Origin of the sequence: Halomonas sp. AOP13-D3-9 (assembly GCF_052379125.1) — a bacterium.
Taxonomy (GTDB): Bacteria; Pseudomonadota; Gammaproteobacteria; order Pseudomonadales; family Halomonadaceae; genus Vreelandella.
In genome coordinates, this window is the sequence record NZ_JBQSYH010000014.1 from 26772 (window position 1) to 52557 (window position 25786).

Sequence of the window (25786 nt, forward strand, 5' to 3'; positions counted from 1 at the left end):
ATTGAAGGGGTTATAGATCGAATTCTTCAGGCTTGAGGCCAAGCTCCTGTGCGATTTCTCGCACCACGGCTTTCTCATCGGCATCGAAATCCCCATCGGCCGCACCGATGGCGCACACAACACGGACAATGACCCGGGCTTGATCTTCCTTACCGCGTACTTTGCCGACGGTCTGCAGTGCATTGGCCTTGCCGATTGCATGATCGAATTCGAAATCGCCAACGGCTTTGTTGAACACCTCAATCACCTGTCGGATGTCGAAGTGCTTCAGCTCGTCCGAGCGCTCCAGAAAAGCGGCCATCTTTTGTTTTTCTGAGGCATCGACTGTGCCGTCAGCTGCGGCTACGAGGGCGCAGCCGGAGACAATTGCTTCCATAAAGGTACGGTTTTTGAACTTCGCTACCTCAGCCGTCAGGTTTTCACGTGCCTTAGTAACGTTTTCTTTTAGCCAATTAAGTGCCATTTTGCTTCTCCAGTCTGATAATGAAACATTGAAATTTAGAGGGCTTGATCAGATAGCCTATCCAGTGTCTTTATAAGATCCGCGAGGCAGAGACTACGCACGGCTTGTGGTGGTCATTGATGCCATAACGACGCCGTATGAAGGCATTGATCGGCCAGCGTATAGTGACACAACTCATCATCTTGCGTCTCGTCGACCAGATGACAGAGGGCGTTCCATCAGGATGATCCCCTGTCATCCTGATGCCCGGAGCTGCCACTGCCCGACAGGAATTCATCACGCGCGCGCTGACTGTCATCGTTGTTACGGCTGGCGACACGTGCCTGCTCTGCTTGAGCTTCTCGTTCGGCGCGCGCTGCCTCGCGACGGGCATGCCGTCGCCGGGCCGCGCCACGCACCCGCCAGGCGACATAAACTCCCCCCAATGCTAGCAAGGTCAGTACAACGATGTTGAACAGCGGAAAGTGCCGGTAGCCTGGCTCGACCTGCCAGACCTTCACGGCGTTGGGAAACATCGAGAAGATCGGAATACGCCAACCGTAATGCCGAACGGCCACCAGGTTATCTTCGTTCTGTGAAATCGAGCGGGCACGCGTGTTTAGGTTGGAGCTATCGAATTTGCCGTACAACAGTGCATCTTCGTTACGATAATTGACCGGATCGCCTTGCGGGTTTTCTGCAAGGATGAAGTACACATCCATGGTACTGACGGAGCCATCGGATTCACTGTCCACGTTGTTCTGCTGGGTATCGACACGCTTAACATCGGTACCGATCAGGCGTACGACATCAACCTGCGGTAGGGCATAGTACAAAGCGGCGCCGACTGCGATCAAAACAGCGCCAACCAGGGCATATCCAAGGCGTTTCATTGATCATTTCCCTTAGGGTCAAGGTGTTTGTAGCGACCAGTACCCACCCAGCGCGACGTCTATTCGGCTTGGCGGTAAGGTTTTGGCAGGTTTCCTTTGAAGGGCACAGCACATCGACATTCTATTGGCTGACCATCAGTGTAATCACTTTTGAGCTGCCAGTGATAATGACATTCGTGAGCGTCTTCGGCAACTCTGCCCCGACCGAATCAGCAGGCAGCAGAGTGGCACCGGAAGTCGCTGTCAAGGGCGAAAAGCAATAAAGCGACTCAGTAAGTTTCCATTGCCACCAGGCGATAGCCTCTGCATAGTTAGCCAATCAGCCAATGCAGAACGCGCTTATTTGAATGCAGGGCCCATTAACCGATAACGAGGCACCTATCTATGTCGCAGCAAGTGATTCTTACCACCTCGTCACACCTTGAAGGCTACCGCGTAACCGACCATCTCGATATTGTTTCGTCTGAGTGTGTGTTCGGCATGAACGTGATAAAGGATATGTTCGCGGGCTTTCGCGACTTCTTTGGCGGTCGCAATAAATCATCTCAGAACGCCTTGCGTGATGCGCGCGTTGCTTGCCTTGATGAATTGCGCGTAGAGGCAGCTCAGTTAGGCGCTAACGCTGTGATTGGCATTGATCTTGATTACAGTGAGATTTCAGGCGGCGGTAAGTCGATGCTGTTCTTGGTTGCCACAGGAACCGCGGTGAAGGTGACGAGAGCGTAAGGCCGGATTTGAACCGATGCCTTTCTGGGGTGATAAGGCGGTGAGCCCGACAGCTTTTCTGAGTGCTCTCACCGAACTTCAGGCAATAAAAAAGGCAGACCAGTAAGTAACTGATCTGCCTTTCAAAATATTGGTAGCGGGGACCGGATTTGAACCGATGACCTTCGGGTTATGAGACTGATGATTTAGGGACATTTATTTTGTCCTTAAATGGTTTTAAATGGCTTTAAACCTTATGATAGAGCGGTTTTCGGCAAATGCCGCTTCTGGACGTAAGGGTTATTAATGACACGGGAAGGCGTAGGAGATTGTCACAGCCAGCAGCTGGAAGCAGTGACCGTAAGTCTCGGGAAGCGGTACCGCAAGCTAATAGCATGGGCGCACGAGGAGAATTTACTTGATGTTCTCCAGGTCATTTATCACGCCCTAGGACTAAGCCCCCGCAATGACGCGATTGCCAATCTTGTAAGGGAATGCTCTCACCCTGAATCTGTCGAGATTCTCTCGCTTTGGGCGGGCGACCCGATAGTCGATGAACTACAGCGGTTTGTTAACCATTTCAATGCATCGCCAGACATCTCTCGTGACTACTCACAGGTACCTCATGTCGGCACGGTTGAACAAAACAAACGTCAGTTTCAGGAAGGGGGTGTAAAAAATAAAACGTTTTTGATTACGTTGCTCACTAACCCGCTGGCTGATGGTAAGGCGAAGTCGACCGAAGGCTACCTGCTGTTTTGGCGTCGACTTTTGCGTTTATGGTTTTTGGTGCACGCAGCACAGCGTATCGCTCATCAAAAATGTATCGCGGATCGCAATATCAGTGATGCAGCACGTTTTATGACCTTAGGCCCCTACGATGAAAAATGGCATGTGGTAGACGCGCTATTAAGGCGGTGTCGCAGTTTTGTGGGGCAGCATGAGCCGACGCTTGAGCGTGTTAACGATGCGTTCATCTCTGCCGCCGATGAGGTGAGTCATGATTATCGTGATAACAAGAGCTATAGCCGCTTTTTCAACGCCATTACTGCTATTGCGCGTCAAGATGTTAATCCCATTAATCATGAGGCAATAGCATCTCTCTTGCGTATTGAACGGTTCTTGCCGACTGTCCTCCCACTGGTACACCAAGGTTATGACGAAAGCGAAGATACCGAGTACGAATTTTACGCGTATCAAAAAGAAGAAGATGCCGATCAAGACCCAGAGGATGAGGGAGTCTATGTTGCAAGGGTAGATCCCTCTGATAGCGATGCGGAACAACAATTAGCTAGCCGAAGCTATTTTGTCCAAACGGCAGAAGCATCGCATTTTTTGCCATGGAGCTGGGAAAAGCTACTGCCGCCAGAGCGAGAAAAGCTGCTTAGTTGGGTGGATCAATGCTTATTTTCAACCGATGAGGTAGAGCAGCTCGGCGCCGTGATGGTATGGCTGTCAGTTCGCTTCTCACGCTCGCTCTATTTTGCTGCACAGTTTCAGATAGATGATGCCCCGGGTGATGAGTGGACATTGACACGTGACTTTTCATCGATAGCGCGGAAATCACCTCGACGTGGGAATGCCTGGCAACCCAATAGCGAATCACTCGATTATGTTCACTCAATAAGAGAAGTGCTCTCCGTTGAACTGCCGGAACAGGTCACTGCGATCCTCCAGCGAGCCGCTAACGCGCAGCAAGCTTCGCTCGCCACGTTAGGGGATATGTGGGAGAACACTCTGCCTTTGGAACGTTGGTTTTATCAGCAGACCCAATTACATTTTCCCCGAGTAACGAGCGCTAAATTGGCGCAGGTCTGGGGACAAGCCGTCTTTGATAACACCCATGACCCCCATTTGGCGCGTCTTTTAACCGCTCACCCCAACGCAGGGTTGCCAGGCGCATGCAGCTATGCGACATGGGATATAACCGCGATCGAAAAAGGATTGTCTCTATCCCTCTCCGACTCAACGCCATTTCCCCCCTCCGTGAATCTGATTGGTAGCCGTCTCTCGCCCATCACGACGGTGTTGCGTCAAGAGATTACTAACGCCAGGGCAATGGTTGAAAGTAGCGCCGACGGTGACCTGATTCACTATCACAACGTCCTGGCTCAATACTGTGTCATGGGACTTTATGCAGCCTCGGGCGGCCGATATCTTAAAGATCCATTTGAGTCGCTGGGACACTTCAACCTAACAGCACGTTGTTTATATCTTAACGATAAAATCGACCAAGGGCGCCGAAGTAGCCGGATGGTGCCGTTACCAGACAGAGCGATCGAACTGTTGCAGTGTTACGTGACGCATTTGCAATGGCTGGCTCAAGTACTCAAAAACGTCAACGCTGCGCTGGCAGAAGCGATACATCAAACACTGGATAACAACGCTTTATCAGCACTTCCGCTGTTCTTCTTGTTGGATGATTCGCTGGTATGGCACTCCATGACAAGCACCGACTTGCCCGGGGTGCCTCTCTTTCAGTGGCCCTTGCCCGGCAACGTGTTTCGCCATCGCTATGCCCAACAGCTGCGTTTTTTGAAGGTGCCATCAGAAGTGGTTGATGGGTGGATGGGGCATGCGGAGCGCAGTGTGGCGACCTACGGCGATTTTTCGCCGCGTTGCTGGACCGACGATGCGCACAGCTATGCCGATGCCGTTAACACCGCCTTTGATGAATTAGGTTTTTTTCCTCCCACGCTGCCTTCGGTGTTGCCTTTATTAACGCCTCCATCTAGCAGTGCTGAGGATCAGCACTATCAAAAGGCACTGGTGAACCGTCGGTTTGGTCAGTGCCAGCGAGAACACGAAAGACGCCAAACGATGGTGCGAGAACGTAAAGCGGCTGAAGCGGATATCGCAATATATATGAGCCGCAGAGCATGGGGGGAGCTGACACAGGACGATATTGATGTGTTAGTTCAGCGTATGCTGCATCGAAGTGGTTCGGTGATACATACCTATGCATCGCTACGGTTGTCAGTGCTGTTGCGGTGCTTGAAAGAGGAAGGCAACCGGCACCAGCACGGTATCAGTAAGCGCGTGGCAGAAGCGTCGGCTGAAAAATCGTTACTGTCCAGCAAGGCTTCAGAGGCCCTTTCATTGTGGCCAGAGCTAAAGCGGTGGGCGGATAACATTCGAGCGAAAGTACTGAAAGCGCATTTTTCTAAATTGAGCGCTTTGAGCGTTGGGGCGCTTTTGTTGTGCTTAGAAAAACGCATTAGTTATCAACGTATGCTGCTAGATGTAGCCCGAGGGCGTAATTATCGACTCATTCAGCACAAGCAAGAGTATTTGCTTGAGTATAGCGAAAGCCTGGAACTGGACAATTACCTCGCACCCGTTCAGCGCCACCGTATCAGCTATAAGACGGCATCTTTGCTAGCCGCCGGGCAGCAAATTCAAAAAGAAATCGATCTAAACAAAGTGCTGATGCCAGCCACTATCACTCCACCCCCTGATGCATTGAGAGGGCATTTGCCGAACATAGCGGAGACAAGCGTTCAAGCCTTGTTTGCAAGCTTGGGTGAGCTGATGGATCAAGTAAATCTCTTATCACTGCCTGGCATGGTGGCAGGCATGCTAGGCGGGCGTGTTCTTTCGACGAGCTTACCGCTTCACGATGAGCTACGGATTCGAGAGGGCGTTAGGTTAGCATTTCCTACCCATGACGATAGCGCAGACAGTGAACTCAATGTGTCGGCCACAAAAACGTCTCGTTGGCGCCATCTCAACAAAGTGGAGCAGCAGGCCAATGCGCAACGGCTTTATGAAGAAGTCCAAGAGGTTCTGAAAGGGTATACAAAGCGGCAATTACGCCAGGGGGCTTCGCAACTCGATAGGCTAAGCAGCGCATACGACGGGCACGTCAGTAGCTGCGTCCTGCTATTAGTGCGGTGGATGAGTTTTATTATGCGGCGAGGCAAAGTCGGTAAACGGAACGACTATGCGCAAAGCTCATTAACGCGGTACTTCTCAGCATTGAAATCAGCCTTTGCTGAGATTGGCTACCAGGTAGATCTCCTCGACTTTGACGAAGAGGAAGTCACGCACCTTTACGCTAAAATGCTGACGTTTGTTGAGCTAACGTCGCAAGATGCGCACTACTTCAGTCATCGGTTGCGTGATTTTCATGCGTGGGTGGAAACGTTGGGGGTGGCAAGCCCTGATTGGCAAGAATTAGCTATCGAGAATGATCGCCGCAGCGTTCGCGCAGGGATGTTGATACAAAGTGAATACCTCCTGTGTCAGTCCGCTTTGCAATCAAAATGGCAAAGCCAACACGATGAGAAATTTCTGTTGTTAGGGTTTGTGCTGTTACTGACCTTTCGTTTTGGGCTGCGCGCGCAAGAAGCGATAGGGCTACAGCGCAATGACTGGTGTGAGCATTACGGTATCCGTTGGGTGCTGGTGCGTGATAACGCGCAGCGCAAGCTCAAAAGCGACGCTAGTCGCCGCGCAGTGCCACTGCTTTTTGCGCTAGATCCAGCCGAAGAGGATCTCATCGGTCACGTGTTAAGTCGCTTCCACTCACTGGCGGGTAACGATTCAAAACGTCCTTTATTGGGTGAACTTTACGAGACCCAAGTCAGGCTCATTCACTGGGCAGCGCAGGTGAGTCCAATTTTGATTCAGTTACTGCGCAATGGGACGTCGAGTAGGGGAATGACGCTGCACCATTGCAGGCACGCGTTCTACAGCACATTAGCGCCCTCGTTATTTGGTATACAAACATTGCTTACAGAAGCGATAAGCGGTCACCTTGATCCACAGTTCATACGTCAGCACGTATTAGGTCACAACAACCAAGTATCGCGACGCAGCGGTATGGCCATGGCGAGATTGATGGGGCATCGTCACCCGCGTACGGGGTCATTAAACTACAATCATGTATTGACTGATTGGGCAGATCAACTAACCCCCGTACGTCATATGCGTGCAAGAAAAATTGATGGTGTTCTAAACACCAAGACATTGTCGCGTATTGAAACTCCGGCGCTTGAAACAACCGATATTTCCGTTCGTTACACTCGTTTAAATTTTATGGTGTTATGGAAAATACTACGGTTTGTAGGGCTAGGTATGAGCTATGAACGTGCAGGGAAGCACGTTAATCTTAATCCAGAGGCTACAGAAGTCATTGCAAAAATCGTTCGCGAAGCCGAATCACATATGCGATTTAAATTGAAAGGGGAAAGCGATGCTTGGGTAAGCGGGGCGAACTATCCCAATATTTTATTACGTCAAGTAGGCGAAAAGGCGTGGCGCCGACTTATTGAGCATGTAACAGGACTAGAAGCGAGCCGGTTGGTGAGCTTGGATGGTAGCGTAATTTTGGGTGAGTTACCTTTTTTAATCAGTAAGAACCGGCAGCTACTAATGAGTCATCAGCATCACTGCGCCTTTCTTATACAGGTATTTTCTCTGTTTAATGTGCCAAAGCAATATATACAGATTGCCTTAAAAAATGCGCCTGAAGAGCTCGTCAAAATGCTAAAATCAAATGGCCTTTATCAAGAAAAGAACATTAATACGTTCCAGCTGGATCCGTTTCCGATTATCGTCGATAATGTGCTTGATCGACGCCAAGAATATGTCGGCATTGGCCTTAAAAGATCTCCGGAAGGAACGATACGTAACAGTCACGAGCTGTCTGTAGCCTTGCTAGCTTGTGGTCTCTTTGCGACACTAAATAGATCTTAGTTGTAAGTATCTAACGTTTCTTCAGTTTCGCTGATAAGCGTGAAATCATCTATTTCTGTTAAGGATTTATCTATCTTCAGTTCTGATAATGTATAAGAAGGTTTTTGCTTCATTTTTTGCGTGATCTTTTTTGCTTTGAAGCGGACATAAGATTCTTGATAGCTGGCTTCTAAAAATACCTTAAAGTCATCGGGGTGAGTAACGGTAAAGTGTCGTACGTCACCTGCCTGTTGTAGACTATCTTCAATGACGCGAAGTTCTATCCAAGTTTGCGTTCTTGAAAAACCATCAGGGAGGCCAACGCCTTCGATCGGTATATTTGTTTTCTCCTCATCGTCGAGCGTAATAAAGTCAGAGTTAACACAAAGAATTGACTCTTTTTCAATAGTGTCAATTAAGCTAAAACCATTCGCCGGGATTTTTGTATTTTTCCAGCTTGATAGAAAAATATTGCGGCGTTCATCAAGCATTTCAATATTTTCTTTACTTAACCAAGATATATCAAGCGTTTGGTTAAAAAGATCGTTATTAGGAAGAAGTTGTTGAATAATAAATAACGCCAGTGTGCGTGATTTTTCTATGATTTCTTGATTAGTTTTCGAATCTTTAAAAGCGTCTAAAAAGAAAACAGCACCATCTTTATCATAAGGGTTTTCTGTACTGAAAAATATGGTTTTATATTTTATTGCGACACTATATTCTTTTTCAGTAATGCAGTTAAGACTGGCGGCAAGATATTTGATGATTTTTTCAATAGCAGAGTTTTTAATTTTATTTACATCAAATTCACAATAGTTTTCATATACACTTTCGATGGCGCTAGCATTGGGAGCGAGGATAATCACCTGGTTTTCTTTTAATTTTGACACGGTAAATTCACCAAGTTTAACTATATGTATATACAGATAAAACTAGCAGCTGTGTCATGTTTTCAATGGGTTAAATAACCGTGTTTTTTGATGCTATTTCGCTAATTTAGCTTCATGGGTGTCATTTGTGACTGTTGCACTCTGCTCAAGAAGGAAGGGGGAGAGTCACTATAGATCTCGGTCTACTTGAAGGCTTCGTCACCACGCGGCGGTGAGAGAAGTTGCGAAAGCAAGAGAGCGTCACCAGCGTCGTCATGGCATTTGTGCTTGCCAACCCGTATCGCTCCGATTAGCTGTAGTCCTCAACCGTGTCCTCGTGATCGCCCCACTAGTGAGCAAGAGCTTATCGCTGTCGTTCAAGTGCTCTGATACGCACCTATGTCACCGAAGCGTTTAATGAGCACGTCTGTATATCCATATCCTATCTTCCCCAAATGAAGAAGGTAGTACGCTGATAGGACGTATTTGTAAGACCGCCTTTGTAAGACCGCCTTTGGAAGACTATGTTGAGGTAGCGTTTGACGCTATGAGGATCATAATGAAATCACAAGGAAGGAGAACGGCATGATGCCTATTAGTCGTGGGAAACAGTTTAAGGCGCTGTTGTTAAGTGCAATGATCGGGCTGAGTGGGGTAGCGCTCGCCGGCTGTGGGGAAGAAGAGGCGGTGGAACAGGAAGCAAAAGAACCGATGAGCACGGGACCAATGAATGCCGACAGCCCTCCTACCAGTGGGGCGCCAGGTGAGGGCGTAACAGAGTAAAGAGTTTATTAATGTAAAAAGCTTTAATACTGAGGTTTGCCGAGCATGCGCTCGGCAAATGTTTACTTTTCATTGTCTTCCAAGCGACGATATAGCGTCCTGCGGGCGATTTCCAATACTCTACCGTGCGTCACTTATTGCCACCTGTCGCTTCAAGCACTTTGTTAATATAGCATTTTTCGACTTCCTCTAAGCTCGGCCACTGCTGCGCTGGCAGGTCTTCCTTTCGCAGCATTAGCGGCAGAAAACCCTTACTCAAAGCCAGATGGAACGTGGAACAGTTTAAGCGGCACAGCCGTTGAGACTAGCCCCGGCAGTTTCGTTCTCGACTATGGTAAAAACACAGTCACTGTCGAAATGGATGACTGGAGCTGGTATGACCAAGAAGGTATAGGCCTCCTTGACGGCGATAAAGTGACTGTCTATGGCGAAGTCGATGACGATGACGATCTTGCCGAGATGAGCAAAATTGAAGCCAGCAGTGTTTATGTAGAAACGCTTGGCACCTATTTTTATGCCGATAGTGCTGATGAAGAGTCCTTACGTCAAAGTGTTACCACACCGATTGTGGCAGGCTTCACTGAAGTCGTAGGTACCGTTACGAGTACAAGTGATCATGAACTCACCGTCGACACCGATCTTCAGCAAGTAACAATTGATACGACTAGCCTGCTCTATAACCCTATGGACGATGTTGGATATCAGCAAATTGACGAAGGAGACTTGGTCAGTATCACGGGCGATATGGAATCAGACCTCCTCGAAAGCATGGAGTTGATGGCGGATAGCCTTGTAATTCTCGATAACGCTTAACATCTTTTGCACAGATATTAACATATATTGGTGACTAACTCTTGCGTCGTCAGCTAATTTGCTGGCGGCGCTTTTGAATTGTTGTTCAGCTACAAACTGAGCTGATAATAAGAGTAGTGATTAGGAACGCTCGCCATTAATGGATGACTATATAGTAAGGTTCTACATATAGTGCATGAAGTGCTATATAAGATTATGATGATAAGCTGCTTATGATCGGATAATAACGGCCTAGACAATACTTCGGTTGACCACCTAAAATTTTCTTCTACTTTGGTCATCCCCAAAGAATTATTCACTTTTATCCCCAGGTACCTGACGATGCTTGCAAGCTGATTGAGGCACAGGAGTTGTTACACCACTCCAAATTTTGGGGTGATATATCAGCTAAGTTTTAATGCAACTCATCTTGAGCGTACCATTGATAAGTACATCTAGAAAAATTTCGCTTACATAAGAGCTGACGATACGGTTCTTAATAAGCGTCTTCGGATATGAATCACTGTTTCAGGAAATAGGGAGAACAGGCAACTAAGAATGAAAATGAATGATGAAAAAGCAGCAGACAGCTTAAAAGATACAGTCATTTGCGCCTGTCGACATCATCGACAGGAAGGTTCCAGTAATCGTATGGGCTGAGGCTACCCTTTTGTTCTTGTCTGAGAAGCTAATTCTAAATATTCATTAGAATTTTTTAAGCAGCTCTCTTCTATGCTTGAAAATAACTTCGCGTGCACGCTGATGCGCTCTACGCCGTGCTTCATTCTGAAGCAGGTTTATGGGCATTAAGCCGGATAACCAGGCAATCACGACACCGAAGATCCATGCTGAAATCCAGGCAGCATCCTCCAACATCAAGATTAGCGCAAGCTCAGCGGTTGCCACACATTCGATCAGGAGTGCCAGCCCCATGGTATCAATCATCTCCTGATCAAGCCGGGAAAGCCACAGACGAACAGTATTTTGGAGCGGTTCAACGGCCACGCTAGGGACGTGCTGGCGACCTGGCTCTATATGGAACAGACGTTCAAACGCTAAGCTTGGCTGTACAATCACCACATTCATCCGAAGGCGCTGCATCATCAATTGCCAATCATGGCGATGAAGGAGTGATAGGCCAAGCGTTCTGAGTTATTTACCAAACGAGTGGTCAATCACACGGGATCGGACATCTATCCTATTAATCCCCAATTATTAACCTTGGCAGCAATAGCGATCTCTTTCGCGTGTTGAAAGTAAGGACGGTCGCCTTTAATCGTTACACGCTCACCTCGCCGGGCTTGCCCGGAGTAATCAAAAATTGCCCGGTGCTGTGTGCAGCGGTTATCCCAAATAGCCAAGCTGTTGGGAGTCCAGTTTAGGCGGACGGTAAACTCTGGCGTTTCCTGGTGGCGATAGAGAAACTCCAGCAGCGTCTGGCTCTCTGTGTGGGAAAGCTCAACAATCTCCCGAGTAAACCCTCGATTGACAAAGAGGCTTTTGCGCCCCGTTTCTGGGTGAGTGCGCACCACGGGATGCACCGCCTCAGGGTAATCCGCACCGTTCTTGAAGCCAAACTGACTGCGATCTTTAGCCGCTTGATGACCGTAATGAAGGCGATAAGTAGCTTCGCCTGAGTGAACGGCGGTTAAGCCTTCAAGCAGGGATTGCAAAGCGGGGGAAAGTGCTTCATACGCAGCATAACCGCTGCTGAATAGGGTGTCGCCGCCGTATTCAGGCACATCGCTTAGGTACAACAAACTTCCCAGCGGTGGCTCGACATCGCAGGAGACATCCGAGTGCCAATGGCCACCGTTTACCGCTCGCTTGCCGCTTCGAATCGCTTTCGGGTCGTTAGACGAGTTGGCATCCGCCTCAATGGGAAAAATTTCCGGATACCCTTCGGGCCCTTTAGCCATAGGGTGAACGTGCAGGTCGCCAAAGCGTTTACCCAGCGCAATATGTTGATCCCGCGTGAGCGCTTGGTTACGCAAAATCACTACCTGATATTGTAGAAACAGCGATTTTAGCGCTGCAAACGTTTGGTTGTTTAGATTGGCAAGATCAATCCCTTCGATCTCAGCGCCAATATGTCCGCTTAATGGGCGTACATGAAGCGTGCTTTGTGTGAGTGTTAGCGATGTCATGTGCAGTGCTCTCTTAAATGGAGTGTGAACCTACTATCGAAGAGCCTCTGCATGAACCCAAATAACTTAAATAACCGTGCTTTTTATGATTTAGATATCAGTTGGCAATGAATAAGTAGTTCAGTTACTCGCTGATAATAACTTCTCGAAAACTCACTTCTGAGTAATATCAGAACTTCATAAGGTGGCCTGACATTTAATGCTCAGGAGCACCGCCATGAAACGAACGCTCATTAGTACTTCTATTGGTACCTCTGGTTTAGCCACGCTGCTGGCGGTCTCGCTGGCAAGTGCAAGCCCCGCTCAAGCCGCAGAACAACTGCGTATCGCCGAACAGTTCGGCATTACCTATTTGCTGCTCCACGTTGCTCGTGACCAGGGATTGATTGAAAAGCACGGTGCCGAGCGCGGTGTGGATATCGATGTGGAGTGGCTGCAGCTCTCAGGCGGGGCGGCCGTTAATGATGCGCTGCTCTCTAACAGTATCGATATTGCCGGGGCTGGGGTGGGGCCGCTATTAACGGTGTGGGATCGCACTCATGGCAATTTGAATGTGAAAGGCATCGCTTCGCTAGGTGAGTTTCCTAACTTTTTGATCACCAATAACCCCGATATTCAGACGTTAGAAGATATTGATGACAATGACCGCATTGCCGTGCCTGCAGTCGGTGTATCTGTTCAGTCGCGTTTCTTGCAAAAGGCGGTCGCCGATACCTTTGGGCAGGATCAGTTTGATCGGTTAGAGGGCAATACCGTTGCACTGCCTCACCCAGATGCCACGGCGGCGCTCATCAGCGGTGGCACCGAGATTAATACGCACTTTTCATCCATCCCTTTTCAATACCAGGCCTTGCAGCATGAGGGCATTCACAAAATTACCGACTCCTACGAAATTCTAGGCGGCCCGGTATCTCCGACGGTGCTTTACGCCACCGAAGATTTTCGCAATGAAAATCCTGACATCTATGCTGCGTTCCTGGATGCACTGGATGAGGCCAGAGCGGTAATAGAAGAAGACCCGCGCGAAGCCGCGAATATCTACAAACGAGTGACAGGCACGCAGTTAGATATCGATTTCCTGGAGTCGATTATTACTGACGAACAAGTGAGCTTCTCTCTGGTGCCGAACAACACTTTCCCGCTGGTAGAGTTTCTGTTTGACGTTGGCGCTATTCAGAATGAGCCCACTTCATGGCAGGACTACTTCTTTGACGATATCCATGCCTGGGAGGGGAGCTAATGTCACTAGCCCTTCGTAATCGCCATGTGCTGGGTGAGGCCTCGCTGGATCGCGAGGCTTATTCACCGACAAATACGTCATCCGCAGCAGCAACTCCCAGGCTGGTAGTGGACAACGTCACCCTTGAATACCGCACTCGCCAACATGTCGTGAAAGCGACCCAGCAAGTGAGCTTCAACGTGCAGGAAGGAGATCGCTTTGTCCTGCTAGGGCCATCCGGTTGCGGAAAGTCCACGCTGCTCAAAGCCGTTGCCGGGTTTCTAGCGCCTGCGGAGGGCAATATTCGGCTGGATGGCAACACCATTCATGGCCCAGGGCCCGACCGCATCGTGGTGTTTCAGGAGTTTGATCAACTGCCCCCCTGGAAAACCGTCAAGCAGAACGTCATGTTCCCGCTTGTGGCTTCGCGCACCTTGGGGCGCAAAGCGGCGGAGGTGCGTGCGTTAGAAACGCTAGAAAAGGTTGGGCTGGGGCGTTTTGCGGATGCCTATCCGCATACGCTTTCCGGTGGCATGAAGCAGCGTGTGGCCATCGCCCGTGCGCTGGCCATGCGGCCACGGGTGCTGCTGATGGATGAACCCTTTGCCGCACTCGATGCGCTCACCCGGCGCAAAATGCAAGAAGAGTTGCTGGCGTTGTGGGAGCGAGAAGGCTTTACGCTACTGTTTGTCACTCACTCTATTGAAGAAGCCCAGGTAATAGGCAACCGGGTACTGCTGCTTTCACCCCATCCAGGCCGGGTACGCGCCGAGCTAGGCTGCGCTGACGATAGCCTGCACAGCTTAGGCAGTGAAGCGACGAAAGCGCGTACCCAAACCATTCATCGGCTGCTATTTGAAAACGAGGTGGCCCCATGAGTGCGTTAGTCAGCCCGCGTGTAGATGAAAAAATCACTCCCTTAGCAGGTCAGCGTTATAGCTATGTTGAAGGGCTTTACTGCCCGCGCTGTGCTGCGGAGTATGCCCATCAACACGTTCAACAGCTGTGCCAGTGTGGCTCGCCGCTGCTGGTGCGTTATGACTTGGAGGCGCTTAAAGCGTCATGGTCGAAGGCGGATCTTGCCTCGCGCCCCTGGAGCCTGTGGCGTTACCACGAACTGCTGCCCGTGACGTCGCCAGACGCCATCGTGAGCCTAGGTGAGGTGGTTACACCGCTGATTGAGTTGCCTGCGCTGGGTGCCGATATGCGCTTGGATAATTTGGTCATGAAAGATGAAGGGCTGCTGCCCACGGGGTCATTTAAAGCGCGGGGCGCGGCGGTGGGCATATCCCGCGCTAAAGAGTTGGGTGTTACCCACTTAGCCATGCCAACCAATGGTAATGCCGGTGCCGCGTGGTCGTTATATGCCGCCCGGGCAGGCATTAAAGCCACGATTAGTATGCCGGTAGATGCCCCCTTTATTACTCGTCAAGAGTGCGCGGCTGCCGGTGCCAGCCTAACGCTGGTCGATGGAGTGATTAGCGATTCAGGTAAGCAGATTGGCGAGTGGATAAAAGCCACCGGCCACTACGATGCTTCCACCCTGAAAGAGCCCTATCGCATTGAGGGCAAGAAGACCATGGGGCTGGAGTTAGCCGAGCAGCTCGGCTGGCAGTTGCCAGATGTGATTCTGTACCCCACCGGCGGTGGCGTGGGGCTGATCGGTATTTACAAAGCCTTGCAGGAGCTTCAGACGCTGGGATGGGTCACCGGCAAGCTGCCGCGGCTAATTGCCGTGCAAGCCGATGGTTGCGCGCCCATTGTGAAGGCTTGGCAAGCGGGCGCGCGGGTATCGGAATTCTGGGAGCGCAGTCATACCCATGCGTTTGGTATCAACGTCCCTAAAGCACTGGGGGATTTTCTGGTGTTAGACGCCCTGTATGCCACCGGGGGTCGTGCCATTGCGGTGAGTGAAACGGCGATTCGTTGGGAGCAAACCCGGGCGTCACAGCTAGAGGGTACCTTTGTATGCCCAGAGGGTGCCGCTGTTCTCGCTGCCGCACGGGAGTTAAGCACACTCGGCGAAATCGGCACTCATGAGCGTGTGGTAGCGCTGAATACAGGCGCAGGCATCAAATACCCGGATAGCCAATTGTTCCACGTTGATGTGCTGGATAAACAGAGCGCGATTCCCACTGCGGGTTTCACTACTGCGTCAGGAGATTCACATGAGCGTACATGACCTGCGTGGCCCCGTTGATCCACGCGTTGATCGCTTCTTTGATCTACCGCCCGTTGATGTGCGCGAGCTAAAAGTCGCTCGCAGTGTTGGCAAACGGCTGTGGGATCAGAGCGTGGTGCGTAAAACTATCATTCTGGTGCTGTTGGTTGTCGCTTGGGAGGTGGTTGCCAGGGTCCAGAACAATCCATTGATGCTGCCCAGTGCCATGGAAACCGCGAGTGCACTTTGGCATGGGCTGGCGTCGGGCGTGCTGCTGGCACGGGTAAGTGCATCGCTGAGCGTGCTGCTAAAAGGCTTTGCCTTAGGTGCGTTCCTCGCCCTGGCGTTAACGACCTTGGCGGTCTCAACGCGTATTGGGCGAGACTTGCTCACCACATTAACGTCCATGTTTAGCCCGCTCCCCGCCATTGCCCTGTTGCCGCTGGCGCTGCTGTGGTTCGGCTTGGGCGAGGCCAGCTTGATCTTTGTATTGGTGCACTCCGTGCTGTGGGCCATGGCGATCAATATTCATGCAGGCTTTCAAGGCGTTTCAGAAACGCTACGTATGGCTGGGCGTAACTACGGTCTTAAGGGGCTGCGCTATGTGGCCTTCATTCTGATTCCTGCAGCACTTCCCGCGCTGTTGGCGGGGTTGAAAATTGGCTGGGCGTTTGCCTGGCGCACCCTGATCGCCGCCGAGCTGGTGTTTGGTGCTTCTTCAGGCAAAGGCGGGCTTGGCTGGTACATCTTCCAGAACCGGAACGAGCTTTACACCGATAACGTTTTTGCAGGCTTGGTCGTCGTTATTGTGATTGGCCTGCTGGTGGAAAATATTATTTTTGACAGCGTTGAGCGCCTAACGGTGAAGCGCTGGGGCATGGTGCGCTGATGCCTAAAAAGGAGAGTTTCTGATGCCGTTAACACAAGTCACTCACTACTTAAATGAGCACCTCGACGCTTTCAATCCAAACGCTAGCCTGCGACACCACGCGGCGTTTCATTGGGAGAGTGGAAGGATATGGGGGAAGCTCTCCAATTTGACGCTGTATCCATCACAGCAACCTATCTTCTCATTGGAGCGGTTGGATATTGCCGCTTGGGAAGCCGGGGTTGAAATTCGTGATCAACACGATGTACCGCACCCATCAGACTGGCTCTATTTTCTCTCGTGGAACCAGGAAGATGTGGTTTTTTTAGACCGTTTTCTACGGGTTCTGCATGCCCTGAATCATTTGGCTCTGAATGGGGCTAGCACCAAACCGCTGATTGTAGATGTGCACTGGCGTCATATCCAAGCCGTCGAGGTTTCTCATGGCAGTGTATTTGAAAGTTTGTTAACCCAATTGGGCCTACATCCTAGCCAAGTGGTCTTGCGGCTTGATGGTGCCGTGGTACTGGAAGAGGAGCATGCCCAGGCCGCTGCCCATAGCTTTCATCAACGTGGCTATCCGCTCTTGGCGCAAGCCGTACCGCTTGGTACCACGGCTAACGAGTGGCAGCGCTTGAAGCAGAACGGTATACGCTGGGTAACGCCACCGCCGGATGCATTGCCGCTAGCGCGCAAAAGTCGCGAACACTTCCCCCGCTTAACGGAGTGGAGCAAGGATGCGCGACTCGCAGGCCTAAAAGTGTGGTGGCCAAAACTTGATCGACCTGGAGACTTGGGGATTATGACGCAGTTGGAACCGACATTGGTTAGTGGGGAGCAGTTGAGTGATTTTAGTGTCTCTGAAACAGTAACTATTAGATAAGCCTTCTTTAGCTTTTTTATTTAGTTGCTTTGATTTTTAAATCTTTAATCCAGAAAATTATATCGCTTAAAAGTATTTATTTAACTCAGAGAGTCTTCACTACTATCTCATAGGTAGGCTAATCAAAAGGGGACGGTAATGAAAATTCAACATTATATTGGCGCATCGTTTATTAGCACATGCTTGGCTGTGTCGGCTGCCAGTGCTGCTGATAGCGAGTTTTTGGTCAGCACCGAGTGGCTCGAAAATAATCTCGAAAGTGAAGACTTGGTGGTTTTTGAAGTCAGCGTAAATCCAGGTGTGTACGAGCGGGGCCACATACCCGGCGCTGTCAATGTTAGCTGGCATACGGACTTAGTGGATACGGTTAACCGTGACATCGTTAGCCAGGAGAACTTCCAGTCCTTACTTCGGGATGCAGGCGTATCTGAAGGTGACACCATTGTTCTTTATGGGGATACCAATAACTGGTTCTCGGCATGGGGGGCTTGGGTATTTGATATTTATGATGTCGCCAACGTTAAGCTGCTGGATGGTGGCCGTAATAAATGGGAAGCCGAAGGCCGCACGTTAACGCCTATCGCACCGACGCCCGGAGCTGGTGATATCACCATTGCGAGTGCTAATTCAGAGTTGCGCGCCTTTTTATCCGATGTGGTCGCGGCGGCGAAAGATGAAGCAGATGTTGATGTTGTCGATATTCGTTCAGCGGATGAATATGCGGGTAAGATTTTCGCACCGCCGGGTGTTCAGGAGCTGGCGGTTCGGGCTGGTCATGTGCCCGGCGCTGTGAATGTACCTTGGGGCAATGCAGTGGCAGAAGATGGTACTTTCAAATCCGTTGAGGAGTTGCGCCAAGTCTATGCAGATGTTGGCATCGACGGTGACAAACCCATCATTACCTACTGCCGTATTGGTGAGCGCTCCAGCCACACTTGGTTTGCTCTTAGCAAGCTGCTGGGATACGACGTGAGCAATTATGATGGTTCATGGACTGAGTACGGTAATGCCGTTGGCGTCCCTGTCGCTAACCTGTCAGGCACTGTCTGGGGTGGCCAGTAAGTTGTAACGTTTTAGTGTTCCTCTTCCTTGGGGATTCAGGCAGTGCATTCGCGCTGCCTTTTTTATTGATAACTATGTTTCATTGACAGGTACGCTTGATAAATAGGCACTTTATGTCGAATTTTATACGCGATGAGGCGAGTAGGATCCATTTTCCAGCTGCTCAACAGTGGCTATTGCCCTTGCTGGTGATCGCAGGCGTCGTTCTCTTTGCCAAATGGGTAATAGCGCCTAGCGATAGCGGGCATCTTGAAATGTCACTATGGCTTGGGGTGTCGTTTGGGGTGTTACTACAGCGTTCACGGTTTTGCTTTTATTGCGTATCAAGAGATTTTTTTGAACGGCGTGATGCGGCTGGGCTGCTAGGCATTGTGGCTGCGTTGGCGGTCGGCTTGGTGGGTTACCATTTTATCTTTGGTGCGTTTATGCCAGTGCCTCGTGCTGATCGTTTACCCCCAGGGGCACATATTGGCCCTATTAGCTGGGTGTTGGTGGTGGGGGCATTTATCTTTGGCATCGGCATGTCATTAGCTCGCTCCTGCGTCAGTGCTTTGTTTTATCGGTTAGGTGAAGGCATGGCGACCGCGCCTATTGGTTTGCTGGGGGTCATCGTAGGGTTTGCGCTTGGCTTTGCCAGTTGGAATACGCTTTATCTTCAAGCCATACAAAGCGCGCCGGTTATTTGGCTGCCTCACTATTTAGGTTATGAAGGGGCATTGTGGTTACAGCTGGTCGTGCTGGCTTCCGTGGCGTTGGTATTGGCGTGGCGCCATCAAATAATGCCTGCATCGAATACAACCATGTGGTGGCGTAAGCGTTGGCCAACCTGGACAGGCGGACTTCTCATCGGTGCTTTAGCCGCACTGGCTTACCTTAGAGTAGGGCCCTTTGGTGTTACGGCGGAAATTGGCAGCTTAGCGCGAACAGGGGCAGATGCTTTTGGCTGGCTACCGGCTCGGCTTGAAGGCTTGGATACCTTCAGGGGGTGCGCCACTGTTATTAAGGAAACGCTCTGGAGTAATAACGGCTTATTTGTTATCGGTGTGATCTTAGGTGCGTTTGCCTCGGCACTTTCAGCTGGCGATGTGGCCTTCAAAAAGCCCTCTTTTAAAGAGCTCACGCGGACATTTGCAGGTGGTGTACTGATGGGGTGGGGAGCAATGGTCGCACTAGGCTGTACGGTCGGTACGTTACTCTCCGGCATTATGGCGTCAGCGCTGTCAGGCTGGGTCTTTGCCGTCTTTTGTATGGCGGGGCTTTACCTGGGATGGCGTGTTCAGTACCGCAAATAATGGTGGCGTGGCTCATTCTGATACCAACAGGATGAGCCACATACCGCGTTCACTTCTTAGTGAACAGGAAGTACAGCACCGTCATAATGCTCGCGAATAAAATCTGCCACCTGCTCTGACTCCAATGCGTTAGCAAGTGATACAAGGCGCTCATCGTGGGCAATGTCTTGACGAGTTACCAGTATATTGGCGTAGGGATTGTCGAGAGCTGTCTCCAATACCAGCGCATCTTTATCTGGCGTATAACCTGCTTCTAACACCCAATTGCCGTTGACGATCGCCGCGTCAACATCTGCTAATGCACGCATTAATAGTGGCGCATCGATGGGCACTATCTCAAGTTCATATGGGTTTTCGGCAATATCCAGTTCCGTTGCTTGCGTTAGCTCTGCTCGGCTAACGCCTGGTGTCAATGAAAGTAATTCGGCATCTTCTAATAAAAAGAGGGCACGACTCAAGTTGGTAGGGTTATCCGGTACGGCGATACGTGCGCTCTTGGGCAACGCTTCCAACGTATCATAACGGCTTGAGTAAATACCTAACGGTTCGATATGTACGGTAGCAATCACCGTCAGTGGCTGTGAAAAATTAGTACTGTCTGTTTCTAGGTAAGGTACGTGCTGAAAGAAATTGGCGTCGATATCTCCCCCGGCGAGAAAGCCGTTTGGATTCATCTGGCCGGTAATCTCGATAATCTCAAGAGAGAGGTTGTCGAGCAGTTGATCGTCGGCGAATTCGAGGATGTCTGCGTGAGGCAATGAAGAGGCCATGATAGTCAGTGTTTCTGCCCGTTCGTTCGCTTGGAGGGTCATCGAGAGTGCCCCCATAACCAGGCTGCCCACAGAATGGGTAATATAATGATGGTATTGATTATTCATACGAGTTCCTTAAGAAACAGAATGAGATGAGAGTTCAGGATAAAAGCGTTCAGCAACATCAGGGTGCGAGCGTAATCGGCCCTTTAGAGCGTTAGAGCCGATGTCACGAAAGAGCGGGTTGTCGGGGTCGCTTTCCGGGCCTAGTGCATCTTTGGCCAAGTGCTCGGGTAGCGGTAAAAGCGGCACACTGCCTTCCAGGCTGGGGGACAGAAAATAGCCAATGGAGTAGCGCGTGACACCAGCATCGGGTACCAGCACTCTATGTAGCGTGGCGCACAAGTAGCCATTGGTGGCGAGTTCCAGAATCTCACCGATATTAACGACCAAGGCACCTGGCATCGGTGGTACATCGAGCCACTCGTCATTTCGCTTCACCTGCAACCCTGGATGCTCGTCTTGTAACAACAGAGTGAGAATGCCTGCATCTTTATGAGGGCCTACGCCCTGGCGCTCATGTACCTGGTGGCTTCCGGGGTAGCGAATAAGCTTAAGAAGTTGCGCTGGGGCTTTATCGATAAGCCCATCCAGCGCTTCTTCAGGCTGTTCAAGGGCGACCGAAAATGCGCGCAGCAATTGTATGGCCACACTGCGTAGCGTTGCAGACCACTCAAGCGTTACCTCGCGTAACTCGGGCAACCGGGAGGGCCATTGATTAGGACCCTGCAATCGTAGCCATGCAGGGGCATCGGATGAAAGCTCAAGAGCGGGTAACTCAGCACCTATATCAATTTGCTCTCGGCGGTCAGGCACCCCCCGGGTCAATTCATGGCCTAGTTGGGTATAGCCTCGAAAGTGCGGCGAGTTGGCCATGCTGATGGCATTTTTTTCTGCTTGTGGTAGCGCGAAGAAGCGCCTGGATACCTGCCATATTTGCTGCGTGATTGCGTTATCAACGCCATGGCCAACAAGGTAGAAAAAGCCAACATCGCGGGCCGCATGACGCAAATTGGCTAGAAAGTCCTGGCGTCGATCCATACAAGTGAAATCACGCAAATCCAGAATTGGAAGCGCAGGCTGTTTCCTGGAGGTGTTGGGAGTTACACCGCGACGTTTGTTTGTCATTATGTTTCCTCGTAAGTAATACGCTGGAGATCCTGCTCCAGCGCCATGGTGAAGCCATGCTCTTTACCCAATACCATTTCCTAAATGGGTTGGGTGCCTAGCTTAATTAAGAGTAAGAAGTATTGGCCTACCTATTCTTTAAACGGTAAACATAGCGGTCACCGGCATACTGGATGATGGCAACAATGGCAATAAGAATGGCAATAACGGCAAGCATCACGGTGGTGTCGTAACGCTGATAACCGTAACGAATCGCTAGGTCGCCTAATCCGCCTGCACCAATGGCACCTGCCATGGCAGAGGCAGAGATCATGGCCACAAGTGTGATGGTGAAGCCGCCGATGATCCCTGGTAAGGCTTCAAGCAGAAGAACGTTGAAAATGATATGGCGCTTTTGGCAACCCATCGCCTGGGCAGCCTCAATCACCCCTGAGCTGACTTCTCGCAAACTCACCTCGGCGATGCGCGCAAAGAAGGGCGTCGCGCTCACAGTAATAGGCACAACGGCAGCCCAAACGCCAATGGTTGTCCCAGTAATCAAGCGGGTAAGTGGGATCAACGCCACCAGCAAAATAATAAAGGGTGTGGCGCGGAAGCCGTTGACGATACTGCCTAGCACCCGATTAACCAGTGGCGCTTCAAAAATTTGCCCCCGGGCGGTGGTCACCAAAATGATTGCTAGCGGGATACCCACAAACCAGACAATCGCCGCTGATACACCTACCATATAAAGCGTATCGAGAAAGGCTTGCCAAAGTGCATCAAGCATGCGCTGGGACAGCATAGCCGAGTACCTCCACGGTTGAGACAAGGTCATTAATAGTTTCGAGGCGTTGGGCTAGCTCGTCTTGCTGGTAGGGTAGGCTGACAAGCAGCTCGCCTTGTGGATGGCCTTGAAGCCGACCAATACCACTCTGCAGTAGCCTGAGATCCCCGCCTAAGCGCTGGCTCAAAATGCCCAAGGGGAGGTAGGTGGCCGCGGTTCCATCGAAGAAGAACTTCACAATCGCCCGTGACGTACCATCCGCCGGTGTCGCCACGATTGTCTGTGAAATGTCGTCAGCTACTTTGGGTTTCAATGGCGCCAGTAACGCCTGGGTAGCTTCGTGTTCAGGTCGCCCAAACACTCGCCAAACAGGCCCCAATTCAGCCAGCGCACCATCTTCAAGTACCGCTACGCGATCACAGATCTGACTGATGACGGACATCTCATGTGTAATCAGCACAACGGTGAGTTTGAGGGATTTGTTGATCTCTTTGATCAGGCTTAAGATGGATTGCGTCGTTTCAGGATCGAGTGCTGAGGTGGCTTCGTCGCATAACAGAATTTCTGGCTCCAGCATCAGCGCACGCGCAATGCCCACACGCTGTTTTTGTCCGCCGGATAAGCGGGAGGGGTAAACGTGCTCTTTACCTTCTAAGCCCACCAAGCGTAAAAGTTCTTGTGCCCGTTGTTGTATGCGATTCTTATCACGAATGCCGGCCGCTTTAAGCGGAAGCGCTAAATTTTCAAGTACGGTTGCTGAAGAGAGCAGATTAAAGTGCTGAAAAATCATCCCAATACGACGGCGTAGCTTGACTAGGCCATTTGTATCGAGGGACTGGATATCGACGCCATTAATCAACACTTTTCCAGTAGTGACATCTTCAAGGCGATTGAGCGTGCGTATCAGGCTCGATTTACCCGCACCACTCCTCCCGATAATGCCGAAGATCTCTCCTTGGTAGATATCCAAATTTATATCTTTAAGCGCCTCTACTCGCCGCTGACCAGATACATAGGTTTTGCCGACAGCTTCCAGCTTCAGGTGCAGCGGTGCGTTGGGGGGCGTAGTTTGTTTCTCGGCAGCCCCTGACGGGGCCGCCTTGCGGTAGGGGGCTACGGCAATATTCATTCACTCAGCTCCAGGGGAGGAAAGTCTTCCCATGCCAATTGATACAGCGAGCTATCACCGAAGGCTTCTTCCAAGGAGGTTTTTACTTCAGGTGCCTGGTGATAGATAGAGATAAACTGTCGAATAGCGGTGTTATCTTCATTGTCGGGGTGAACCACGAAGCGAAGCGCGAAAGAGTGGGTGTCGTCACGGTGAAACAGTAAGGCGTCAGCGGGGTCTGTTACACCTGACGATTTGATGTAGTGAGGGTAGCTAAGAATAGCGGCGACATCTTCAAACGCGCGGGGTAGCTGTGGCCCCGGTAGCTCTACAAAAGAGAGATCCAACGGGTTGTCTTCAATATCGTACAGGCTGGCATGGTAGCCGATGCCTTCTGGCAAGGTGATTAACCCAGCTTGCTCTAGCAGCATTAACCCCCGCCCTTGGTTGACAGGGTCATCGGCTACTGCAATGGTACTGCCCGCAGGGATATCTTCTGGTTTATCAAACTCCTTTGAGTAAATACCCATTAAGCCCTCAACCCCATAGGCGAGCGGGGTTAAATCAAAGCCACGCTCTTCCTCGGCATTGGTCAGAAAAGGCTCATGCTGAAAGTAGTTGATATCAATGTCTTTATTAAGTACGGCGGTATTAGGTAGCACCCAGTCGCTAAACTCAGTGACCTCAACATTGATGCCTTGTTCTTTAGCCAAATCTGCGGCGACATAGACTGAATCGACAATCAGTCCATTTGATACAACGCCAATCCTGACATCGTCAGCGTGTACCTGTGAGGCAGCGGCTAAGGGGAGTAGCAGACTTGCCAACAAATATTTTTTGGTGCGGGCAAAAGAGAGGGGGGTAGTGAGAGAGTGTATTCGCATAGTGGTTTACTCAAAAGTGGTCAGTAATGGCAGACCATAAATCACTATGCCTAAGTGTAAAAATAGTTATGATAACTTTCTAAATCATGATTATTAAATCATTTGTAGCGATACGTGTGGCGGATCTTGCTGTGACTGAGTAGGTTGATAAGATTTTAAGTTGGTTTTTAAAATAGATATACGCAATAAAGATTTTGAAAGGCTCTAGCGGTAGAGTAAGGTTGAAAATGCAGTGTCCCAGTGGAGTATGCCTTTTAATCGCCTGAATGGTTGATGCCAATTAGGCGATTTTTTTATGCTTATTATTTGTATTCTTCATTAGCAGGGTGATGAAATTGTCTTTCCAAATGCTGTAAGTGGTTCCAGCCCATTAAGCGACTGATCATTTCCTTGGCGGCGTTAGTGAGGGATGGTGCATTTTGTTGATAAGTCCAACGGTAGAGCGCTTGCTGTTTAGGCGCAAGCGAAGCGAAGTATTGCTGGGTCTGATTATGGATGTGTTGACGCAGGCTGGGAGAGCCAATGATAGTCGTTATCAAGGCGGCCTGGCGATCTTTAAACGCCGTATGCCTGTTTTCAGGTAGTACGAGTGCTTCGCTGGATGTAAGCCAAGAACTCAAAATATGGTCAACGGCAGCAGGACTCTCGGTACCTTCTTCGGCCCAGCAGCCACTTGGCGAAAGGAAGCGGAGTGCTAATCGGCCTGATGATTTTTGGCATAGAGAGGGGCTGACGAGAGCGAGCGGAAGCTGCTGGAATCCTGTGGAAGTGGTTTCTCGAGACAAAAAGCAGTAACTGGTGGTGCTCGGCGGAGGTGTGTTGAAAGGAGAAACGGGGCGCGTAGTAACGACATATAAAAGCTGGTGCTGATGACAAAACGCTAAGAAGTTGGCTGGGTCGTTTAGTAGTTCGCTGTCAATCAGCACCGGCCGGCAATGGCTAATAGAAGCCGCCAACATCGCAAATAGTAAGTCGGCGTTGAGCGCACCACAAAATCCGATACGAGCGTTGGTCGCTAGGCTATGATTTCGCATATTGGCGGCGAGGTTTTCCGCTTCTCTTAATAGGTCGATCCATCGCCAGCGTCGCCATTGACCATGGTCAGGCTGCCATAATGCCGTCGAAAGAGGAGTGGTACTTGCCCAGTGTCGCAACTGGATCATATTGCTAGGGTTTGAGTGCGTGTGTGATTCACAACATCGCGCATTAGGTAACGAGGAGAATGGGGGTTGCAGGCTTGGCATCTCGTTATTCATCCGGGTAGATATAAGTAGAAAACATATAACTTGAGTG

21 protein-coding genes and 2 pseudogenes are annotated in these 25786 nt (G+C 50.4%); 12 read left to right on the forward strand and 11 right to left on the reverse strand.

Annotated features, from left to right (window positions below; genetic code table 11):
- Window positions 1-10: 10 nt before the first annotated feature.
- Window positions 11-463, reverse strand: a complete 453-nt coding sequence (locus ACT3UM_RS15855; protein WP_498900361.1) for a tellurite resistance TerB family protein — start codon at window positions 461-463, stop codon at window positions 11-13.
- Between the two features lie 218 nt (window positions 464-681).
- Complete coding sequence (locus ACT3UM_RS15860; protein WP_498900363.1) at window positions 682-1335, reverse strand: DUF1523 family protein; 654 nt, start codon at window positions 1333-1335, stop codon at window positions 682-684.
- A 384-nt stretch (window positions 1336-1719) separates the two neighbouring features.
- On the opposite strand from ACT3UM_RS15860, the gene ACT3UM_RS15865 reads away from it, so the two are divergent.
- Both ACT3UM_RS15865 and ACT3UM_RS15870 read left to right on the forward strand, forming a co-directional pair.
- The gene (locus ACT3UM_RS15865; protein WP_498900365.1) at window positions 1720-2061 is read left to right on the forward strand and encodes a YbjQ family protein; all 342 of its coding nucleotides are present in this window, start codon (window positions 1720-1722) and stop codon (window positions 2059-2061) included.
- A 285-nt stretch (window positions 2062-2346) separates the two neighbouring features.
- A complete protein-coding gene (locus ACT3UM_RS15870; protein WP_498900367.1) occupies window positions 2347-7740 on the forward strand; it encodes a site-specific integrase in 5394 nt (1797 codons plus the stop codon).
- On the opposite strand, the gene ACT3UM_RS15875 is transcribed toward ACT3UM_RS15870, so the two are convergent.
- Window positions 7737-8609 (reverse strand): hypothetical protein, encoded by an 873-nt coding sequence (locus tag ACT3UM_RS15875; RefSeq protein WP_498900369.1) that lies wholly within the window; start codon window positions 8607-8609, stop codon window positions 7737-7739. The genes ACT3UM_RS15870 and ACT3UM_RS15875 overlap by 4 nt on opposite strands.
- Before the next feature lie 564 nt (window positions 8610-9173).
- Between ACT3UM_RS15875 and ACT3UM_RS15880 the strand changes: the two genes are divergently transcribed.
- Window positions 9174-9371 (forward strand): hypothetical protein, encoded by a 198-nt coding sequence (locus tag ACT3UM_RS15880; protein ID WP_498900371.1) that lies wholly within the window; start codon window positions 9174-9176, stop codon window positions 9369-9371.
- Window positions 9372-9433: 62 nt separating this feature from the next.
- Here ACT3UM_RS15880 and ACT3UM_RS15885 read toward each other — a convergent pair.
- Window positions 9434-9585 (reverse strand): annotated as a pseudogene (locus ACT3UM_RS15885) (helix-turn-helix domain-containing protein); the annotation flags it as partial.
- Window positions 9586-9728: 143 nt separating this feature from the next.
- Here ACT3UM_RS15885 and ACT3UM_RS15890 point away from each other — a divergent pair.
- Together ACT3UM_RS15890 and ACT3UM_RS15895 are read left to right on the forward strand one after the other, a co-directional pair.
- Window positions 9729-10184, forward strand: coding sequence for a hypothetical protein (locus ACT3UM_RS15890; protein WP_498900373.1), 456 nt, complete (start codon window positions 9729-9731; stop codon window positions 10182-10184).
- Window positions 10185-11048: 864 nt separating this feature from the next.
- Window positions 11049-11417, forward strand: a pseudogene (locus ACT3UM_RS15895) (integrase core domain-containing protein); the annotation flags it as partial.
- On the opposite strand, the gene ACT3UM_RS15900 reads toward ACT3UM_RS15895, so the two are convergent.
- Window positions 11357-12310, reverse strand: coding sequence for a TauD/TfdA dioxygenase family protein (locus ACT3UM_RS15900; protein ID WP_498900375.1), 954 nt, complete (start codon window positions 12308-12310; stop codon window positions 11357-11359). The pseudogene ACT3UM_RS15895 and the gene ACT3UM_RS15900 sit on opposite strands and share 61 nt — an antisense overlap.
- A 217-nt stretch (window positions 12311-12527) precedes the next feature.
- Between ACT3UM_RS15900 and ACT3UM_RS15905 the strand changes: the two genes are divergently transcribed.
- The 7 genes from ACT3UM_RS15905 to ACT3UM_RS15935 all read left to right on the forward strand — a co-directional run bounded on the left by ACT3UM_RS15905 (window position 12528) and on the right by ACT3UM_RS15935 (window position 19795).
- Entirely contained in the window at window positions 12528-13550 is a 1023-nt protein-coding gene (locus ACT3UM_RS15905; RefSeq protein ID WP_498900377.1) for an ABC transporter substrate-binding protein, read from the forward strand.
- Window positions 13550-14407 carry an ABC transporter ATP-binding protein gene (locus ACT3UM_RS15910; RefSeq protein WP_498900379.1) on the forward strand — a complete coding sequence of 286 codons (858 nt, stop codon included), beginning with the start codon at window positions 13550-13552 and terminating at the stop codon, window positions 14405-14407. Before ACT3UM_RS15905 ends, ACT3UM_RS15910 begins: the two co-directional genes overlap by 1 nt.
- Window positions 14404-15711: a threonine synthase gene (locus ACT3UM_RS15915; RefSeq protein ID WP_498900381.1), complete on the forward strand. Its 1308-nt coding sequence runs from the start codon at window positions 14404-14406 to the stop codon at window positions 15709-15711. The genes ACT3UM_RS15910 and ACT3UM_RS15915 overlap by 4 nt, the downstream gene beginning before the upstream one ends.
- Window positions 15698-16579, forward strand: coding sequence for an ABC transporter permease (locus tag ACT3UM_RS15920; protein ID WP_498900383.1), 882 nt, complete (start codon window positions 15698-15700; stop codon window positions 16577-16579). The genes ACT3UM_RS15915 and ACT3UM_RS15920 overlap by 14 nt, the downstream gene beginning before the upstream one ends.
- Window positions 16580-16601: 22 nt before the next feature.
- Window positions 16602-17441 (forward strand): hypothetical protein, encoded by an 840-nt coding sequence (locus tag ACT3UM_RS15925; protein WP_498900385.1) that lies wholly within the window; start codon window positions 16602-16604, stop codon window positions 17439-17441.
- 138 nt (window positions 17442-17579) lie between these two features.
- Window positions 17580-18503, forward strand: a complete 924-nt coding sequence (locus ACT3UM_RS15930) for a sulfurtransferase (protein WP_444648993.1) — start codon at window positions 17580-17582, stop codon at window positions 18501-18503.
- A gap of 113 nt (window positions 18504-18616) precedes the next feature.
- Window positions 18617-19795: a YeeE/YedE family protein gene (locus ACT3UM_RS15935; protein WP_498900388.1), complete on the forward strand. Its 1179-nt coding sequence runs from the start codon at window positions 18617-18619 to the stop codon at window positions 19793-19795.
- Between the two features lie 56 nt (window positions 19796-19851).
- Here the strand turns inward: ACT3UM_RS15935 and ACT3UM_RS15940 are convergent, their stop codons facing one another.
- From ACT3UM_RS15940 to ACT3UM_RS15965, 6 genes are all read right to left on the reverse strand, one after another.
- A complete protein-coding gene (locus ACT3UM_RS15940) occupies window positions 19852-20673 on the reverse strand; it encodes a MetQ/NlpA family ABC transporter substrate-binding protein (RefSeq protein WP_498900390.1) in 822 nt (273 codons plus the stop codon).
- A gap of 9 nt (window positions 20674-20682) precedes the next feature.
- Window positions 20683-21735 (reverse strand): isopenicillin N synthase family dioxygenase, encoded by a 1053-nt coding sequence (locus ACT3UM_RS15945; RefSeq protein WP_498900392.1) that lies wholly within the window; start codon window positions 21733-21735, stop codon window positions 20683-20685.
- Window positions 21736-21862: 127 nt separating this feature from the next.
- Window positions 21863-22519: a methionine ABC transporter permease gene (locus ACT3UM_RS15950; RefSeq protein ID WP_498900394.1), complete on the reverse strand. Its 657-nt coding sequence runs from the start codon at window positions 22517-22519 to the stop codon at window positions 21863-21865.
- Window positions 22497-23630, reverse strand: coding sequence for a methionine ABC transporter ATP-binding protein (locus ACT3UM_RS15955; RefSeq protein WP_498900396.1), 1134 nt, complete (start codon window positions 23628-23630; stop codon window positions 22497-22499). Before ACT3UM_RS15955 ends, ACT3UM_RS15950 begins: the two co-directional genes overlap by 23 nt.
- Complete coding sequence (locus ACT3UM_RS15960; protein WP_498900398.1) at window positions 23627-24493, reverse strand: MetQ/NlpA family ABC transporter substrate-binding protein; 867 nt, start codon at window positions 24491-24493, stop codon at window positions 23627-23629. The genes ACT3UM_RS15955 and ACT3UM_RS15960 overlap by 4 nt, the downstream gene beginning before the upstream one ends.
- A gap of 302 nt (window positions 24494-24795) precedes the next feature.
- Window positions 24796-25737 carry a hypothetical protein gene (locus ACT3UM_RS15965; protein ID WP_498900400.1) on the reverse strand — a complete coding sequence of 314 codons (942 nt, stop codon included), beginning with the start codon at window positions 25735-25737 and terminating at the stop codon, window positions 24796-24798.
- Between the last annotated feature and the right edge of the window lie 49 nt (window positions 25738-25786).

Bases quoted from the DNA above. Each gene is read 5' to 3' on its own strand.
- ACT3UM_RS15855 (WP_498900361.1), bottom strand. From the start codon at position 463: ATGGCACTTAATTGGCTAAAAGAAAACGTTACTAAGGCACGTGAAAAC.
- ACT3UM_RS15910 (WP_498900379.1), top strand. From the start codon at position 13,550: ATGTCACTAGCCCTTCGTAATCGCCATGTGCTGGGTGAGGCCTCGCTG.
- ACT3UM_RS15915 (WP_498900381.1), top strand. From the start codon at position 14,404: ATGAGTGCGTTAGTCAGCCCGCGTGTAGATGAAAAAATCACTCCCTTA.
- ACT3UM_RS15905 (WP_498900377.1), top strand. From the start codon at position 12,528: ATGAAACGAACGCTCATTAGTACTTCTATTGGTACCTCTGGTTTAGCC.
- ACT3UM_RS15870 (WP_498900367.1), top strand. From the start codon at position 2,347: ATGACACGGGAAGGCGTAGGAGATTGTCACAGCCAGCAGCTGGAAGCA.
- ACT3UM_RS15965 (WP_498900400.1), bottom strand. From the start codon at position 25,737: ATGCCAAGCCTGCAACCCCCATTCTCCTCGTTACCTAATGCGCGATGT.
- ACT3UM_RS15860 (WP_498900363.1), bottom strand. From the start codon at position 1,335: ATGAAACGCCTTGGATATGCCCTGGTTGGCGCTGTTTTGATCGCAGTC.
- ACT3UM_RS15920 (WP_498900383.1), top strand. From the start codon at position 15,698: ATGAGCGTACATGACCTGCGTGGCCCCGTTGATCCACGCGTTGATCGC.
- ACT3UM_RS15955 (WP_498900396.1), bottom strand. From the start codon at position 23,630: ATGAATATTGCCGTAGCCCCCTACCGCAAGGCGGCCCCGTCAGGGGCT.
- ACT3UM_RS15935 (WP_498900388.1), top strand. From the start codon at position 18,617: ATGTCGAATTTTATACGCGATGAGGCGAGTAGGATCCATTTTCCAGCT.
- ACT3UM_RS15930 (WP_444648993.1), top strand. From the start codon at position 17,580: ATGAAAATTCAACATTATATTGGCGCATCGTTTATTAGCACATGCTTG.
- ACT3UM_RS15880 (WP_498900371.1), top strand. From the start codon at position 9,174: ATGATGCCTATTAGTCGTGGGAAACAGTTTAAGGCGCTGTTGTTAAGT.
- ACT3UM_RS15945 (WP_498900392.1), bottom strand. From the start codon at position 21,735: ATGACAAACAAACGTCGCGGTGTAACTCCCAACACCTCCAGGAAACAG.
- ACT3UM_RS15890 (WP_498900373.1), top strand. From the start codon at position 9,729: ATGGATGACTGGAGCTGGTATGACCAAGAAGGTATAGGCCTCCTTGAC.
- ACT3UM_RS15900 (WP_498900375.1), bottom strand. From the start codon at position 12,310: ATGACATCGCTAACACTCACACAAAGCACGCTTCATGTACGCCCATTA.
- ACT3UM_RS15960 (WP_498900398.1), bottom strand. From the start codon at position 24,493: ATGCGAATACACTCTCTCACTACCCCCCTCTCTTTTGCCCGCACCAAA.
- ACT3UM_RS15950 (WP_498900394.1), bottom strand. From the start codon at position 22,519: ATGCTGTCCCAGCGCATGCTTGATGCACTTTGGCAAGCCTTTCTCGAT.
- ACT3UM_RS15925 (WP_498900385.1), top strand. From the start codon at position 16,602: ATGCCGTTAACACAAGTCACTCACTACTTAAATGAGCACCTCGACGCT.
- ACT3UM_RS15940 (WP_498900390.1), bottom strand. From the start codon at position 20,673: ATGAATAATCAATACCATCATTATATTACCCATTCTGTGGGCAGCCTG.
- ACT3UM_RS15865 (WP_498900365.1), top strand. From the start codon at position 1,720: ATGTCGCAGCAAGTGATTCTTACCACCTCGTCACACCTTGAAGGCTAC.